The sequence below is a fragment of the Janthinobacterium sp. 1L-D-8-B-C4 genome, from assembly GCF_057291295.1.
On sequence record NZ_JBXAVX010000022.1, the window covers coordinates 42,687 to 58,759 of the forward strand.

Genomic DNA, 16,073 nt, shown 5'->3' on the forward strand with positions numbered 1-16,073 from the left:
AGATCAAAAATGTCATTTTCTCTGCGCCTGGCAGAAACAACCGCAGCGTTTGTGTTGCTGCTATCCTGCAATCCCTTATAGATTGCTATTTGAAAAGTGAAAGCAAGGCGGACAAGAATGGACGTTCATGGATAAGCGCGCGCAAAAGATTCTTTTCGATACGTACTGGTCGTCAGCCGGCTGGCATCGCGCCGGCCAGGAAACGCCGTCGGAAGACGATTATGCGTACGCAAAGTCCAAAAGGATCATGTTCGATCCGCAACGGCTCGAACATGCCGATGCCGTGGAACGCCTGCTGAACGCTACAGCAAAATTGAGCAGGCGGGTCGTGGCGGATGCATTTCTCGCCAGCCTGTCAACGCGGCGCCTGGACTGGCGCTCGGCCTTGGGCAGCTACGCAGTATTCCAGCACCTCCATCTGCATGTTGCCGCAGGCCCGTTGCACGCATGCTCCAGCTGTGGCGCCGATATAAAACCTGCCGTGCAGGATCTCAACCTTCTGAATTTTCAGCGCCTGAAATGGGGAGGCGTACAGCACAGCGATGTGCTTTACGCGATGCTGGATCTGGAACTTTTTCTGGAGCAGCCGTCGCCCCTTCCGACAGCGCAAGACAAACAAATTCTTCGTAATATTGTGTCCAGCATCCACGATGCACCGGCAAAAGTGAGCAGCGCTTCATTGCACAAGGAGTTTTCCACCTGCCTGAAGTCGAACAAGGCGGAGCGCGACATGATGATCGCTATCCTGGGGTATTGCGGTATTCTCGCGACGCCAGAACATCCTGGATTTTCGGACAATTTCATACCGGTCGCATCGAGGTCGCTACCGCATCGGCACTTTGTCGATATGGCCTACCCGGCTTGCTGGTGGGGCCGCAGCACAGGACTCAATTTGCTCAAGCTGCAGGAGTATTTTGGCCATGCGCTCTAAGTGACCGCATGGGGCGGCACGGCATCCGTCCCGTGCGCGCTTTCCATGCCCACCCCCATGCCACCGCCGCCATTGCCGCTACCGCCGCCCCCACCTTTATTCCCCGACTTGTCCCCATCCGCTTTACCCCGTCCCGTACTCCCCTGCGTGCGCGTCGGCCCCTGCAGCGGAATCAGCACATCGTCCGGCATCGGCCCCAGATCGAGCGCGCTGCGGATAAAGCTGCGCAGGCTGATGACCAGTTCGGCCGTATGGATCGGACGGCCCGCCGCCAGGTCGCTGGCCGCCTGCCCGGCCAACCGGCAATGCTCTTCGGTACCGAGCAGCAGGATGTCCGCCAGGGCGGCTTCCACCGCGTCGCGGATGCGGCGGGCACGTTCGGAACTGGTGGTCGCGGCATCCGGCTGCCCTTCCCCGTCTGCTTGAGCGCGCTGGCGCAGGTCGCGCATATGGGTCGGGTCGACCGTCAGCTGCCCGGTAAACGAGCCACCCAGAGTGCGGTAGGCCGCCATCAGGGTTTTCACGCGCTCGTTGATCTGCCGGTTCATCCGTTCGCGGCGTTGCTGGATGGTCTGCATCATCAGCATGCGGATACCTACGCCCAGCAGGGTAAATACCGCCAGTCCGACGATGGTCGTCATGGCAGCTTCCCAGGAACTGAAATCGATATTGCGCATGGCGGCCTCGCTACTGATTTTCGATACGAAACAGTGTACATGGTCAAATATTGCCCGGTGCACGGCCACCACGCCGGTGCGCCAGATGTCGTCTATCGTGACTATACTGGTCTTCCGGTTATCACCGTTCCGATTGATTTTATTGATAGGAGGGAATATGGAAACCACCTGGATCATCGCCGCCAATGCAGGCAGGGTACGATTTTTTTCCGAAACCAGTCTGGCAAAGCCGCTGGCCGAACTCGAAGACATGGTCAATGCCGCCGCGCGCTTGCGCGTGGCCGAAACAGAAAGAGAGACTGACAGGATAGGCAACACCGCTGCCGGAAAAAGCAGCCACAACATCGGCGGAACCCAGGGCGTGGGCCAGGCGCACAATGCGAATGTGGGCGCGCCAAACAAGACTTACCAGCCAGCACACACACCTGAAGAGCTGGAAGCAGAACAGTTCGCGCGCGATATTGCTGCCTATCTGCTCAAGGCGCACCAGGAAGGCCGCTTCCAGCACCTGGTCATCTCCGCTACACCACAGTTCCTGGGCCTGCTGCGCGCGTCGCTTGATAGCCACTTGCAGCCGCTGATCAAGCTTGAGGTCAACAAGGACTATACACAGTGCAATGGCCAGCAGTTGCGCGAGCAGTTGCAAGCACATCAATCCCGGCAAGCATAGCCCCTGCCAAGCCGCACGCTCGCCGGTATCGGCAGCGTGCGCATGAGACCGTCTTGCGTTTATGTCCGATAACTAACAGTCACCCCAGTCGCTTTCATTTATTCTGCTCAACATTAATGCTGAGCAATTGTCAACGCCACCTTTCTGGTCACGCGGGCTACAGCCACACCACTCCAGAAGGATCGATTCATGCTTTCCACTACACAACCGTCCGCTGCGGCGACGCCGCCCGACACCAAGGAAAGCCGCTTTGTGTTCAAGGTCGCCATCGCCGCCACCATGGGCGCGCTGGCGTTCGGCTACGACACCGGCGTCATCTCGGGCGCGCTGCCCTTCATGAGCACGCCGCTGGCCGAGGGCGGCCTCGGCCTCACCCCCGTCACCGAAGGCATCGTCACGTCGGCGCTGGTATTCGGCGCCGCCATCGGTTCATTGATGGCCGGCACGCTGTCGGACAAATACGGCCGCCGCACCACCTTGCTGGGCCTGGCGCTGGTGTTCCTGATCGGCGTACTCGGCACCACCCTGGCGCCGTCGGTGGCGATCATGGTCGTCATGCGCTTCGTGCTGGGCATTGCCGTCGGCGGCGCCTCGTCCACGGTGCCGGTATTTATTGCCGAAATGGCGGGGCCGAGCCGGCGCGCCAGGCTGGTCAGCCAGAACGAATTGATGATTGTCGGTGGTCAATTGATTGCGTATATCCTCAACGCGGCGCTGGCGCACTTTTCCGGCTCGCCGCATGTCTGGCGCTATATGCTGGCGATCGCTGCCGTGCCGGCGATTTTGCTGGGACTGGGCATGCTGTTCGTGCCAGCCTCGCCACGCTGGCTGGCCAGCAAGAACCGCATGAAAGAAGCGCGCGCCGTGCTCGAACAGATCCGTTCGAGCGACAAGCAGATCGAACTGGAGCTGGACGAGATGGTCAAGCTCAACAAGATCGAGCATGAACAGACCGGCTGGTCGGCCGTGCTCGGTACGCCATGGATACGCAAACTGCTGTTGATCGGCATCGGCCTCGGTTTCGTGGCGCAATTTACGGGCGTCAATGCCTTCATGTATTTCACGCCCATCATTCTGAAGTCGACCGGCCTCGGCACCAATGCGGCGCTGACCGCCACCATCGGCAACGGCGTGGTGGCGCTGATCGCCACCTTTATCGGCATCTGGCTGATCGGCAAGCACGGACGCCGGCCGATGCTGATCACCGGCCTCGGTTTCGTGGTCGCCACCCAGGCCGCACTGGGCGCCGTGCTGCTGTTCATGCCCGAAGGCCTCATGAAAAGCTACGCCGCGCTGGCCTGCATCCTGTGCTTTTTGCTGTTCATGCAGATGCTGATTTCACCCGTGTACTGGCTGCTGATGTCGGAACTGTTCCCGATGCACTTGCGCGGCGTGCTGACCGGCACCGCCGTGGCATGCCAATGGGTATTCAACGGCCTGGTGGCGCTGCTGTTCCCGATCGCCATGGCGCAGTTCGGCAGCGCCACCTTCTTTGTGTTTGCCGGCATCAATGTACTGTCGCTGATCTTTGTCGCGACCTGCCTGCCCGAAACAAAGGGCAAATCGCTGGAAGCGCTGGAGAAATTCCTGGAGAACGAACTGGGCAAGCCGGCTTGAACGACGAAAAACATGGCTATGTCACCATCAAATGTGGGAACGTACCCAAGGTGGCCCTGAGCAAACTTTCAGGGGACAATATTCTCCTCGCGTCCAATATCCAGCGCCAGCCCAGGTAGTTGGGCAGGTAGCGCGTCGCGACGCCATGAAAGGCGCGCAGCCAGCCACGCAGCCGGCTGTGATACGCGTTGACATTCTGCACGTGCACTGCACAGCGCACACGGATGCCGCCCCGCAAGTTGACGGCTTCATGCTGGATGCCGAGGTCCCTGGCAAACACGGGATAGGCCGGATTGCCATCGCTCACCAACAAAATGTCGCGGTCAATCACCGCTGACAGGCAGGCGTGCAGCCTGGCCTTGGTCAGCTGGCCCAGAGCAGTGACGAAATCGACGGTTTGCCCGGTGCGGTCACGCGCCATCAGGACACACACCTGTTCATTGGAAATGCCACGTTTGCCTGCGTGGCCACCGCGCTTGCGTGCCGGCCGCGTCATGTGCCGAGACCCTTTCTGCGACTCCAGCACATACATCTCGTCGGCCTCGGTGATGCCGTGCAGGCAGCGTGGCCGGTCGGTCTTGGCCAGCGCCAGAAAACGATGGTGCCAGCGAAAGCTGGTGTTCCGATGGGTAGTCACCTGCAGGGCGGCCTTGCGTACCGAAAACGAATTCAGCAAACAATCCGCGTAGGCCAGCCATCGTTCCTTGTGGTGCAAATGTGTCAGCGGCGTGCCGGTCAAGGCGTTGAACGTTTTGCCACAAGGAACGCAGCGATAGCGTTGCAGGCCATGGGCCTGGCCGTGGCGGTGGAAATGGGTCGATTGGCAGGCGGGGCAATGCAGTTGCCCTTGTGCTGTCTGCTCAATCAGGGCCACGGCCGCCTCCTGCGGCGCGCTGCTGCGCAACAGGCTGCCGCTGGCAATACGCTGGCGATGCGATAGTTGTGAAAATTGTTGGACGAAAATCTGCCACCGGGCTGTGTCCATGATCGGCTCCTGGAAGGAAATACCTGATCAGTTAGACCCCAGCAACTGCTTGGCGTTCCCACAGCTTTCGATGACATAGCCAAAAACATGGCTGCAAGGGCAGGCAGTTCCCTCATCATCTCACTGAGGGGGGAAGCAAATCGTTCATCAACACTGGCATGGGGATAGGCAAATTACCACTTATCAATTTTAGTTTCTTTTGATACAATAATTGTGCAATATTTCCCTATACCCACAAGAAAAATGACGACCATGATCCGTTTTATCTGCTCCATTCTGGCTTGCTGCGCCATCACCGGGTGCGCGACCGTCAACCCCATGGCATTCGACAAGAATACCGCCAAGATCGATACAAAAGAAAAATCGATCGTGCTCGTCACTATCGACGTCTCGCGTGCGGACGATAGCCGGTATGTGCCGGAACCGCTCATCATGAAGATTGCGAAGCCCTACGCCACGACCAGGCAAGAGCGTCAAAACTTCAAGCTCGACAAAAATCTCGACACCATGAAGGAGGATGGCCATACAGTTTATCTGGCCCGTATCGCGCTGGTGGCGGGCGAATACAAGCTGTTTGAGGTCTTTGGCTTTGCCCGGGCATTTCCGTTCAACGGCGCGTTCAGCGTGCCGCTTGCCATGAACCTGAGCGTTGCGCCAAACTCGGTCGTGTATGCGGGCCGTATCAGCGCCAGGCTGCGTACGCGCCAGGGAGAAGAATTTCGCGCCGGCCCGCTGCTGCCACTGATCGACCAGTCCGTGACCGGCATGTCCGGCAGTACCTGGGAGGTGTCGGTAGACGACAAGGCGGAAAAAGATGTCGCTCAATTCCGCACGTCATTTCCAGCACTGAAAGACGTCAGTATCGAAACCCGGCTGCTGCCGGCATTTGACCGTGCCGCCGCCCAGAAATTGTGGGACAGCGGCGAGGGCGAAGCGAAAAAAGAACCTGTTACTGCGGCCCTGTCGGCGCAAGCCGCAGTCCAGTAACTCCTGAAATACTCCAGGAGCAGGGCACCGTGTCCCCGCTCCTGTCATATGGCGACGGTGACAGGATCAACGTCCTGGGCCTGCCGCCTTCGGCAACACCTTCACCACCGCCATATCCTGCGCCAGCCTGAACTCCTGCGCAAACGCGCGCATGCTCTCGGGCGTCAACGTGCCAGCCAGTTGCTTGCTGTCCGCCAGATAGCGCGCGTCGCCGTATTGCGTGTAGCTCAGCTGTAAGCGGTTGAACTGGGTGCCGCTGTCCGTCACCCGTTTCGATTCGTCGCTGCGCATCTTGGCGATCTCTTCCTTCAGCATGGCCGTATCGAGCTGCTCCGGCAGGCGTTCGAGCACGCGTTTGGCCGATGACCACAAGGCGTCCAGGCGTTCCGGCGCGGCCGTGAACGACAGTTCGCTGTTGGCACGGTGGTGCGGGTCCAGGCTCAGCTTGTAGTTGAGGCGATAGATGCCGGCCTCTTTTTCACGCAGTTCCTGGCGCAGGCTGCGGTAGATGATGCGCGACAAAATTGCCGTACGCATGGCGCGCTCCGGGGTCCAGTCCATCTGCTGGCTGCCTTCGGCGCGCACGCTGCCTTGCGGCTCGATGCTGACGGCCAAACGGCTCTCGCGGTAGCCGGTGCGCTGCGCCAGCGCGATTGGTGCTTGCGCGGCGGCCTGGCGGGCAATGCCGGCCAGGTAGCGCCCGGCCAGTTCCTGCACCTGGGCCGCATCCATCGGGCCGCTGACAAAATAGGTCACCGGCTGGCGGCGCAGTTGCAGCCATTGTCCGCGCACTGTCTGCAAGCCCTGTTCCGTCATCAATTGCTTCAGGGCGCCGGCATCGGGGTAGCCGTCCAGCGGCAGTTCGCCATAGCGCAGCAGGCTCATTTCGCGGCCCGCGCGTTCGCTGGCGCTGTCCGGACGGCGCGCAGCCTGGCGTGCCAGTTGCTGGCCGACACTGGTAAGCGCCTCAAGGCTGATCTCGCTTTGCAGCTGGCGCGCCGCATACAGGCGCAGCAGGTCTTCCAGCTGCGCCGGGGCTACTTGCGCGGTGTAGCTGAGCTGGGTCGCGCTTTGCTGCTGCGACAGTTTTACCTTGCGCTGCGCTGCCCAGCGATCAAGCTCGCCTGGCGTTTGCCCGCTCAGGTCGGCGTCGCGGCCCAGCTGCGCCGCCAGCTGCCATTGCCAGGCCGGCGCACCGGGCAAGCGGTAGCCGGCCGGGGCGTGGGCGGCAAAACGCAGCAGTTGATCCTTCTCGTCTTGCGGCGTTTGTTGCCACACCACGATATCGCCATTGTCCAGGGTCCAGCGCTGCACGCCGTTACCGAGCTCATCCTGGCGCACGATCTCGCCATTCGACGACAGCTGCGGCATGCTGGCGGCGGTGACCACTGACGCCACTTTCAGCAGCGCCGGCAACGGTGCCATGGCAATTTTTTGCTGCACCGCCAGCACCTCTTCTTGCGACGGCAAGGTCAAGGGACTCAGGCCCGGCGCCAGCATGAACAGCGCGCGGTCCGACGCGTTGATCCATCGCAGCGCGCGTGCATTGATGTCAGCGGAGCTCAGGCCTGCCAGTATGCGGCTGATCTGCGCCTGTTTTTGCAGCGGGTCCTGCAGTGCCCGCTCGGCCTGCACCGCCTCGCCCAGCATTTGCAGCCAGCCATTGAAGTCGCGCGCGCCCTGTTGCGCCGGGCCCTTGCCGTTCAGGCGGCGCACATCGGCAATTTCGCGCGCCATATCGTCCGGCTTCAGGCCATTGCGGCGCAGGCGTTCCTGCACCAGCAAAATCTGCTCCATGCCGGCCTGGTGGGCGTCGACGGCCACGCTGGAGGCAAAGCCCAGCGAAGCCGTCGATTCGCCCAGTTCGCCCTTGCTGACCGTCAGCGAAGTCACTCCGGCAGGCAGGCTATCGCTGGAGTCACGCACCAGTGCACGCAGGCTGCGTTCGGCAATGCGGTCGATGATGCGCTCGCGCAGGCCGGCCTCATCCTGGCGCTGGTCGACCGTAAAGCGCGTGACCCAGCCAACCTGGCTGGTGCCGCTTTCCGCATCCTGCAGGCGCGTGATGCGCAGCTGGTCGCGCAGCACCGGATCGGGCGAATTGCGCTGTGGCAAAGTGGCCGGCACCAGGCCGCCAAAGTGGCGTTCGATCACGGGTCTGAGCGCAGCGGCATCGACCTTGCCGACGATCAGCAAAGCCATATTGCCGGGGCGATACCAGTCACTGTAGAACTTGCGCAGGTTCTCGGCCGGTTGCTGGCGGATGCTCGCTTGCGTGCCGATGGTTGGCCGCTGCGGGTACAGCGAACCCTCGCGCAGCATGGCGCGGCGCTGGCGGTCCATGCGTTCGCGCACGCCCAGCTTGGTGCGCCATTCTTCGAGGACGATCTGGCGCTCGCGCTCCAGGCCGTCGGCGGGAATCTGCGCGCCGCCGGCGATCTCGGCCAGCACGCCCAGGCCCGCGTCGACGCGGCCTGGCGGCGCCGTCAGGAAATACAGGGTGCGCTCGAAATTGGTCTGCGCGTTGTAATGCGAGCCTATACGCCAGCCCAGGCTTTCCATATACGTCTTCAGGCCTTCGGGATGCGCCTTGGTGGTTTGAAACACCATATGCTCGACCATGTGTGCCACGCCCGACTGGTCGTCCTTTTCATCGAGCGAGCCGACGCGCACCAGCAGTTGCAGCGCCACCGGCGTAGCGGCCTGTTTGCCAGCGTCGCTGGCATCATCGACGATGTAATACGCCAGGCCGTTGGCCAGCTGGCCGCGCTGCACCTTGCTGTCCCAGCGAAATGCTTCGGCCGTGGCCGCCATGGCTGGCGCCAGTACGGCGATGCAGAGGGTAAAGAAAGCGATGCCCTGCAATTTTTTATGTGTAGTCATCATCTTAGAATCCATAGCCGATCTCCAGCGCGAAGGTACGGCCCCGTTCGTAGGTGGCATAGGTATCGCTGACCGTCATCTTGTTCTTCTCGTTGCTAATGTTTTCAATCGTCAGTTTCACGTCGAGGCGCTGGTTGCCAACCACGCGTGGATTCCAGTTCACCACGGTATCGATGGCGTTCGCCTGTGGCAGGCGGGTCTTCTCGTAGTTTTCCAGTGTCGCGCCTTCGTAGACAAAACTGCCGTTGCGCAAAATCTGCTGGTAACCACCACGCAGGCGCAAAATATTGCTGACGGTCAGGCTATGCGCAGGCCAGGTGGTCATGGCGCCGATGCGCAAGGTCCACGGGCGGTTGTAGTTGTCCGCCGGCCGATCCCCATACCGGATCACCTTGCCGTCGTAGCGGATCAGGTCGTCGCGCAGCATGGCGCTGCTGTAGTTCTCGGCGTAGGTCGCGTAATTGGATTTGATATCGCTTTTATTGAAGGCCACCCACAGGCGGTTGGCCGTGTCGCCGATCTTGAAGGCGCGCGCATTGGACCAGCTGACAGTGATGTCCTTGGTCACGCTGCCGCCGTCATTGCTGAAAATATAGCAGCTGCTGCCGTTGCAATCGGCCTGGCTCGTGCGCAACAAACGCACCACCTGGTCCTTGCCGTCACGGTGCGTGAAACGCAGGCTCAAGGGGCCGGCCAGCAGGTCCGATTCATACGTGAGGCCGGCGGTCAGCTCATCGTCATAGGGCGACTTCATGTCTTCCAGCCGGTTCAGGGGTTTGCTGGTGGTGGCCGCGCCCCACACCAGGTTGCTGGTGCGCGTTTGCGTGCTCAAGAGGGTATTGGCTTTTTCCTGCAAGGCATAGGCAAACAGATTGCGGCCGTAGTAGCGGTTGGCGCCCACATCGAGGGACAAAGCTTCGTTGACCTGCCAGCCCAGTTTCAGGCGTGGCGCGAAGTTGGTGCCGCCGGCCAGGCTGTCCCTGTCGCCGCGTACGCCGACCCTCAGGCTCAGGTTGCGCCACGTGGCTTCGTCTTCCGCATACGCTGCCAAGGAATTGCTTTTGACATCAAACTGGCCTGCGTGATACAGCATCAGACGGCCAAAATACTGGCCTGCGTTATAGCGCAGGGTTTTAGTGGCCGAGCACGCTTGCGTATCGCCCGTGCCATCGGGCAAGGTGCAGCGCGAGGCGGCGCCGGTGGTCGGCAGATTGGCTGGCGTCAGATAGTAAAAATGGTCTTTCAGGCGCTCGTAATCGGCTTCCTGGTGGCGCAGTTCGGCGCCCGCGGTTGCCCGATGCCGGGTCTGGCCCAGATTGAACGGTGCGAACGCAGCGCGCAATTTGTACTGCATGGTCTGGATTTCCTGGTCGATATCGCCGCGTGCACCCTCGCCACTGGTCGGATTGGTACCGGCAGGGTCGCCCCAGTTCTTGTCGGCCGACCAGCGCCAGGCGCGGTAATAATCGACGTCGCTGCGGCGCGACTGCTCGTTCCTGGAATACGACAGCTGGTGCGTGACCTTGGCCAGGTCGTAGCGCGATTCCCACTTGCCGCTCAGGTTCAGGCCACCGGCATCGATGGTGTAATTGCTGTCGCGGTAGTTTTCCATGAAATAGGTATTCGACGAAGGCGCATAGACCATCGTCACTTCGCCCTTGTGGCGGCTATCTGGTGGCGAGTAGTCGGCCTTGAGCAGCAAGGTATCTTGCTGGCGGGTCTGCGTGACTTCGCGGCTGGCGGTGGTGTTCGCATTGTCGGTACTGAAGCGCTTGAGCGGAATCTCGGACTTCCTGCGCACCACATTCATCAGCACGCCCCAGCTGTCGCTGGGCCGTGCCTCGACCGTGGTTTTATAGGTCCATTTCTTGAAATGCGGCTGCAGGTCGGCATTGCTTGAATCTTCAAATTCTTCCTGCCGCGCCGGATCGATAAACAGCTTGCTCCAGCTCGAAGAGCTGTAGCCCACCGACATATTGCCGCCGAACTTCTTGCGCGCCGAACAGACGGTGGCGCTGACCACGCCGCCCGTAAAACGGCCGTACTCGGCCGAGACATTGGAATCCTTGACATCGATTTCGCACAGGATGCTGCTGTCGATCGCCAGCGCCTGTGCGCCGCCCGGGATCTGGTCGACGCTGGTGGTGGTGACCTTGTTGCCCGGATCGAGATCGTTGGCAATCGAGATGCCATCGACCAGGATCTCGTTCTGGTACGGCTTGGCGCCGTGGATGCTGATCTCGGCCGGCGCGATTTCACCGCCGGTGGCCGACGCCAGCGACGCTTCGCTGTACTGGATATTCGGGTTGAGCTTCAGCTGGCTGGTCATGTCGCCGTTAATGGATGGCATGTTGCGGATCATTTCGCGGTCCAAGCGCTCGACCGTGGGCAGCGTTTTTGCTTCGACGGTAATTCCCGACAGCGTATGCGCCGGCCGCTTTTCGGCCGCCGAACGCTCGTCGCGCACAGCGGCTGCAGCCGGACGGGCGCGCAGGATATAGCCGCCCGAGGCGCCCATCACGACTTCAAATTTCGAACCGGCCAGCAGTGCCCGGAAGCCCGACGGCACATCATGTTTGCCTTGCAATCCCTGCGATTGCAGGCCTTGCAGCAAGGCCGCGTCAAACACCAGGATGACGCCGGACTCGGCAGCAAAGCGGTTCAGCACATCGGCCAGCGGCTCGGCAGCAACGCCTGGCAGGATCACGCCGGCACTGAGCAAGGCGGCCAGTAGCGGGCGCAGCTTGCGGCGCCGGGCAGGAACAAGGGGTAAGGCAGGAACAGCGCGAGCGGCAACAAGAGTCATTTTTTCGTCTACAAATAATGGGCTTATCTGTAGGCCGAAGCACAATCGAAAAAGGACAGCCGATGGTAAAAAATAGTTTAGCGTGGCCGCAATCGCCAGCCCGCCGCGCTGCGTTCGGCACGGATCGCCAGCACCTCGGCCAGCGTGTCGAGCGAACGTTCCGGCGCATCGATCTGGTAAGTACCGGAAACGCGGCGGCCAGCCAGGGCCGGCGCCACCTCGACCGCCTGCCCCGAATACAGGGCAAACTGGGCGGCAAATTCGGGCAAGGGCGTATCGAGCGCCATCAATAAACCCCTGGTCCAGGCATCGTCGGCAACCGGCGACTGCTGCAGCCGGCCACAGCCGGTACTGGCAAAGCGCACGCGCTGGCCCGCTTGCACCGTCACCACCGGCCCTTGCGGCGTTTGCACCCGGGCTGCATGCTGCTGCACCGTCAGCACGGTATGCGCGCCAAACTGGCTGATGGTCAGACGCGTGCCGAGCGGACGCACCACGCCATCGCGCGAAATGATGCGCAAGGGACGTTGCTGCGCATCGCTGCCGGTGGTCAGCTGCAGCACGCCCTGCGCCAGGTAGATATCGCGGCGGTGCGCATCATAGGCCAGGCCCACGCGCGTGTTCGAACCGAGCCAGGCGCGGCTACCGTCAGGCAAACTCACCAGGCGGCGCTCGCCGCGCGCGCTGGCCAGCCAGCGGATAGGCGCGCGCTCGGGCGCGGCCGGCAGCAAGGCCCAGCCCATGCCGACGGTAAAGGCCACGCCGATACAGGCCATCAGCTGGCGCCGTGATCTGCGTTCGGGTTTCTGCGCTTGGCGCACAGGCGCGCGCAAAACATGGGCCGCCTGCAGTGGCGCGCCGGCCAGCAGGCTTTGCAGCCGCTCGACTTTTGCCCATGCCTGCTGGTGCGCCGGCGCCGCGTCATGCCACAGCTGCCAGCGGCGCAGCGCTTCGGCGCCGCCCTCCTCCGCCAGCGAAACAAACCATTCCGCAGCCGCTTCCAGGTGCAGGTCGTCGACGTCTGCGGCGCTTACCGCCGTGCTTATAGACATTTCAGACATTGCAAGACAGCCTTACGCATATATTGTTTGACACTGCTGACGGACACGTCCAGCTCCTGCGCGATGGTTGCATAGTCAAGGCCATCGATCTGCGCCAGCAAGAAAGCCTGGCGCACTTTCGGCCCCAGCCCGGCCAGCATCTGGTCGATCGTCAGCAAGGTTTCCAGCAAGATGGCGCGCTCTTCGGGCGAAGGCTGCAGCGCTTCGGGCATCAGCGCCAGTTCGGCCAGGTAAGCCTGCTCCAGGTCGCTGCGCCGGAAATGGTCGATCATCAGGCCTCGGGCGATGGTGGCCAGGTAGGATTTCGGTCGCGTGATGTCGGCGGCGCGGGTGCCGGACTGCAAGATGCGTACAAACGTATCCTGCACGAAGTCGGCGGCACGGTGCGAACAATGCCCGAGCCGCGCCCGCAGCCAGCCATTGAGCCAGCCGCGGTGCTCACGATACAGACTCTCATGACTGACCTCCACCCGACACCCTCCATCATTAAATGAGAACTATTATCATTTAAAAACGAGGTTGTCACAAGCCTTCCTTTACCATTTGTCACTTCCAGGCCACGAATGGGACCGCAATTCTTTGACCCAGGGCAATGCGTTTGCGCCGCCACCGGCCTACAATCGCCGGCTTTGCCGATTCCGCCATGCGCCACGCTCCCGAATTACTCCTGCCTGCCGGTTCGCTGGCCAAGATGCACGCCGCCTTTGACTATGGCGCCGACGCCGTCTATGCGGGCCAGCCGCGCTACAGCCTGCGCGTGCGCAATAACGATTTTTCCACCTTGCAGGCGCTGCAGGAAGGAATAGAAGGCGCGCATGCGCGTGGCAAGCAGTTCTTTGTCGCCAGCAATATCTTCGCCCACAACGCCAAGCTGAAAACCTATCTGCGCGACATGGAGCCGGTGATCGCCATGCGTCCCGACGCGCTGATCATGGCCGACCCTGGCCTGATCATGATGGTGCGCGACAAGTGGCCGGACGTGCCCGTCCATCTGTCGGTGCAGGCAAATGCCGTCAACTGGGCCGACGTGAAGTTCTGGCACCGCATGGGCCTGACGCGCGTGATTTTGTCTCGCGAACTGTCGCTCGACGAGATCGAGGAAATCCGCCAGCGCTGCCCGGAGATGGAACTGGAAGTGTTCGTCCACGGCGCGCTGTGCATCGCCTATTCGGGCCGTTGCCTGCTGTCGGGCTACTTCAACCACCGCGACCCGAACCAGGGCACTTGCACCAATTCCTGCCGCTGGGACTACAAGGTGAAAAACGCCAGCGAGGACGCCAGCGGCGATCTTGGCGCGATGCAGGTGATACCGCTGAAATTCGAGCAGGCATTGGAACAGGCCAATTCCTTCTCGGCCCTGCACCAGCAGCCGCGCCACCCGCTGGCCGACCAGCCCTATTTGATCGAGGAAGCGCAGCGCCCGGGCCAGCTGATGCCGATCCTGGAAGACGAGCACGGCACCTACATCATGAACTCGAAGGACCTGCGCGCGGTCGAGCATATCGAGCGGCTGGTGAAAATCGGCGTGCACTCGCTGAAAGTGGAAGGACGCACCAAGTCGCTGTACTACGCGGCGCGCACGGCGCAGGTATATCGCCAGGCGATCGACGACGCGGTGGCGGGCCGCCCGTTCGACATCAGCCTGCTGGGGCAGCTGCAGGGCCTGGCCAACCGCGGCTATACCGACGGCTTCTACCAGCGCCACCACACGCAAACCCACCAGAACTACATGCGCGGCGCGTCCGAGGCGGACCGCAGCCAGTACGTGGGCGATGTGTTGAATGTGGAAAACGGCTGGGCCAGGGTCGATGTGAAAAACCGCTTTGCCGTCGGTGACCGCATCGAAGTGATGCATCCGAGCGGCAACCGCGATATCGCCATCACGCGCATGCTGAACGATGCGGGCGAGGATATTCAGGTGGCGCCGGGCAGCGGACACTTCGTGCGCATCGAACTTGATGGATCACTGGACCGGGCCTTGCTGGCGCGGTATTTGTAACCGCAGCAGCAACATTGTTATAGGATACGGCCACGCCACGCCCGGGGCCGCTATCAGCATCCCGGCCGTCCCTGACACGTTCACCGGAATCCCCGATGCCACCTGCCACCCCTGCCCTGATCACCAATGACGCCGTTGTCCTCGGCCTGCTCGCCATGACCCTGGGGGCCGTTTTCTGGTCCGCCTCGCGCACCTCCGGTTTCTGGAAAAAATTCTATACCTATATCCCGTCGCTGCTGATGTGCTACCTGATTCCGGCGCTGCTCAACACCTTCGGCATTATCGACGGCAACGCCTCTGGCCTGTACGCCGTGGCGCGCGACTACCTGCTGCCCAGCGCGCTGGTACTGCTGTGTGTGGCCATCGATTTCGGCGGCATCATCCGCCTCGGCCCCAAGGCCATCATCATGTTCCTGACCGGCACCCTCGGCGTGATGCTGGGGGCGCTGGTGTCGTTCGAAGCCATGCGCCTGATCCACCCGGAAACGGTGGCCGGCGACACCTGGCGCGGCATGACCACCGTGGCCGGCTCGTGGATAGGCGGCGGCGCCAACCAGGCGGCAATGAAGGAAGTATTCGAAGTCGACGCCACCCTGTTCGGCCAGTTCGTCGCCGTCGACGTGCTGGTGGCCAATGTCTGGACGGCCGTGCTGCTGTTCCTGGCCGGGCGCGCCGGCGCCTTCGACCGCTGGACCGGCGCCGACCTGTCCGCCATCAACGCGCTCAAGGACAGCATCGAAAGCTACCGTGCCCAGCATGCCCGCATCGCCACCCTGACCGACGTCATGATCATCCTCGGCGTGGGCCTGGGCGTGACGGGCCTGTCGCACTTCCTGGCCGGCCCCACCATCGCCTGGATCAACACCTTGCCGGCCGAATGGCGCTTGCAGGATTACAGCCTGACCTCGAACTTCTTCTGGATCGTCGTGTTCGCCACCACCTTCGGCCTGCTGCTGAGCTTTACCAGGGCGCGCAGCCTGGAAGGCGCCGGTGCCTCGACCATCGGTTCGGCCATGCTGTACGTGCTGGTGGCCACCATCGGCATGCACATGGACTTGAAAGCCCTGTTCGACAAGCCGTTTTTGTTCCTGCTCGGCCTGATCTGGATCGCCGTCCATGGCGGCCTGATGCTGCTGGTCGCCAAGCTGATCCGCGCCCCGCTGTTCTTCATGGCCGTCGGCTCGCAAGCCAATATTGGCGGCGCCGCCTCTGCGCCCGTGATCGCCAGCGCCTTCCATCCGGCGCTGGCGCCGGTGGGCGTACTGCTGGCCGTACTCGGCTACGCGCTGGGCACCTATGGCGCCTATATCACGGGGCTGATCCTGCGCGGAATGGCGGGGTAAGAGTTTGCGTCTGGCGCAGTCCGCAGGCAGCCCTCGTGGCTGCCTGTGATCCTGCGCAATGTTTTGACCTTACAAACCAGCAACAATCATCAAACGCGCTGGCCTCTACGCGCA

Annotated in this window: 12 protein-coding genes; 6 read left to right on the plus strand and 6 right to left on the minus strand. The window is 61.9% G+C overall.

The genetic code is table 11. The features are described 5' to 3' along the window. The first annotated feature begins 127 nt into the window (after window positions 1-127). The gene (locus AC0Z42_RS27750) at window positions 128-931 is read left to right on the plus strand and encodes a hypothetical protein (RefSeq protein ID WP_485471292.1); all 804 of its coding nucleotides are present in this window, start codon (window positions 128-130) and stop codon (window positions 929-931) included. On the opposite strand, the gene AC0Z42_RS27755 is transcribed toward AC0Z42_RS27750, so the two are convergent. Further along, entirely contained in the window at window positions 928-1,608 is a 681-nt protein-coding gene (locus AC0Z42_RS27755) for a hypothetical protein (RefSeq protein ID WP_485471339.1), read from the minus strand. The two genes, AC0Z42_RS27750 and AC0Z42_RS27755, sit on opposite strands and share 4 nt — an antisense overlap. A gap of 85 nt (window positions 1,609-1,693) precedes the next feature. Here AC0Z42_RS27755 and AC0Z42_RS27760 point away from each other — a divergent pair, with 85 nt between their 5' ends. Further along, window positions 1,694-2,278 carry a host attachment protein gene (locus AC0Z42_RS27760; RefSeq protein WP_485471293.1) on the plus strand — a complete coding sequence of 195 codons (585 nt, stop codon included), beginning with the start codon at window positions 1,694-1,696 and terminating at the stop codon, window positions 2,276-2,278. 189 nt (window positions 2,279-2,467) lie between these two features. Then, the gene (locus AC0Z42_RS27765; RefSeq protein WP_485471294.1) at window positions 2,468-3,895 is read left to right on the plus strand and encodes a sugar porter family MFS transporter; all 1,428 of its coding nucleotides are present in this window, start codon (window positions 2,468-2,470) and stop codon (window positions 3,893-3,895) included. A gap of 16 nt (window positions 3,896-3,911) precedes the next feature. Here the strand turns inward: AC0Z42_RS27765 and AC0Z42_RS27770 are convergent, their stop codons facing one another. Further along, window positions 3,912-4,880 (minus strand): IS1595 family transposase, encoded by a 969-nt coding sequence (locus AC0Z42_RS27770; RefSeq protein WP_485471295.1) that lies wholly within the window; start codon window positions 4,878-4,880, stop codon window positions 3,912-3,914. A 243-nt stretch (window positions 4,881-5,123) separates the two neighbouring features. Between AC0Z42_RS27770 and AC0Z42_RS27775 the strand changes: the two genes are divergently transcribed. After that, the gene (locus AC0Z42_RS27775) at window positions 5,124-5,867 is read left to right on the plus strand and encodes a hypothetical protein (RefSeq protein WP_485471296.1); all 744 of its coding nucleotides are present in this window, start codon (window positions 5,124-5,126) and stop codon (window positions 5,865-5,867) included. Window positions 5,868-5,933: 66 nt separating this feature from the next. Here AC0Z42_RS27775 and AC0Z42_RS27780 read toward each other — a convergent pair whose 3' ends face one another. The 4 genes from AC0Z42_RS27780 to AC0Z42_RS27795 form a co-directional block, all read right to left on the minus strand. After that, on the minus strand, window positions 5,934-8,753 hold the full coding sequence (locus tag AC0Z42_RS27780) for a M16 family metallopeptidase (protein WP_485471297.1): 2,820 nt from the start codon (window positions 8,751-8,753) through the stop codon (window positions 5,934-5,936). A gap of 1 nt (window position 8,754) precedes the next feature. Next, on the minus strand, window positions 8,755-11,556 hold the full coding sequence (locus tag AC0Z42_RS27785; protein WP_485471298.1) for a hypothetical protein: 2,802 nt from the start codon (window positions 11,554-11,556) through the stop codon (window positions 8,755-8,757). A gap of 77 nt (window positions 11,557-11,633) precedes the next feature. Further along, complete coding sequence (locus AC0Z42_RS27790) at window positions 11,634-12,608, minus strand: FecR domain-containing protein (protein ID WP_485471299.1); 975 nt, start codon at window positions 12,606-12,608, stop codon at window positions 11,634-11,636. Next, window positions 12,599-13,087, minus strand: coding sequence for a sigma-70 family RNA polymerase sigma factor (locus AC0Z42_RS27795; RefSeq protein WP_485471300.1), 489 nt, complete (start codon window positions 13,085-13,087; stop codon window positions 12,599-12,601). Before AC0Z42_RS27795 ends, AC0Z42_RS27790 begins: the two co-directional genes overlap by 10 nt. Before the next feature lie 173 nt (window positions 13,088-13,260). On the opposite strand from AC0Z42_RS27795, the gene trhP reads away from it, so the two are divergent. Further along, window positions 13,261-14,616 carry a prephenate-dependent tRNA uridine(34) hydroxylase TrhP gene (gene trhP, locus AC0Z42_RS27800; RefSeq protein WP_485471301.1) on the plus strand — a complete coding sequence of 452 codons (1,356 nt, stop codon included), beginning with the start codon at window positions 13,261-13,263 and terminating at the stop codon, window positions 14,614-14,616. 95 nt (window positions 14,617-14,711) lie between these two features. Further along, window positions 14,712-15,959: a DUF819 family protein gene (locus AC0Z42_RS27805; RefSeq protein WP_485471302.1), complete on the plus strand. Its 1,248-nt coding sequence runs from the start codon at window positions 14,712-14,714 to the stop codon at window positions 15,957-15,959. Window positions 15,960-16,073 lie beyond the last annotated feature (114 nt).

Excerpts from the sequence above, each read along its gene's own strand:
- AC0Z42_RS27785 (WP_485471298.1), bottom strand. The coding sequence starts at position 11,556 with ATGACTCTTGTTGCCGCTCGCGCTGTTCCTGCCTTACCCCTTGTTCCT.
- AC0Z42_RS27770 (WP_485471295.1), bottom strand. The coding sequence starts at position 4,880 with ATGGACACAGCCCGGTGGCAGATTTTCGTCCAACAATTTTCACAACTA.
- AC0Z42_RS27790 (WP_485471299.1), bottom strand. The coding sequence starts at position 12,608 with ATGTCTATAAGCACGGCGGTAAGCGCCGCAGACGTCGACGACCTGCAC.
- AC0Z42_RS27765 (WP_485471294.1), top strand. The coding sequence starts at position 2,468 with ATGCTTTCCACTACACAACCGTCCGCTGCGGCGACGCCGCCCGACACC.
- AC0Z42_RS27780 (WP_485471297.1), bottom strand. The coding sequence starts at position 8,753 with ATGATGACTACACATAAAAAATTGCAGGGCATCGCTTTCTTTACCCTC.
- AC0Z42_RS27755 (WP_485471339.1), bottom strand. The coding sequence starts at position 1,608 with ATGCGCAATATCGATTTCAGTTCCTGGGAAGCTGCCATGACGACCATC.
- trhP (WP_485471301.1), top strand. The coding sequence starts at position 13,261 with ATGCGCCACGCTCCCGAATTACTCCTGCCTGCCGGTTCGCTGGCCAAG.
- AC0Z42_RS27750 (WP_485471292.1), top strand. The coding sequence starts at position 128 with ATGGATAAGCGCGCGCAAAAGATTCTTTTCGATACGTACTGGTCGTCA.
- AC0Z42_RS27805 (WP_485471302.1), top strand. The coding sequence starts at position 14,712 with ATGCCACCTGCCACCCCTGCCCTGATCACCAATGACGCCGTTGTCCTC.
- AC0Z42_RS27775 (WP_485471296.1), top strand. The coding sequence starts at position 5,124 with ATGACGACCATGATCCGTTTTATCTGCTCCATTCTGGCTTGCTGCGCC.
- AC0Z42_RS27760 (WP_485471293.1), top strand. The coding sequence starts at position 1,694 with ATGTCGTCTATCGTGACTATACTGGTCTTCCGGTTATCACCGTTCCGA.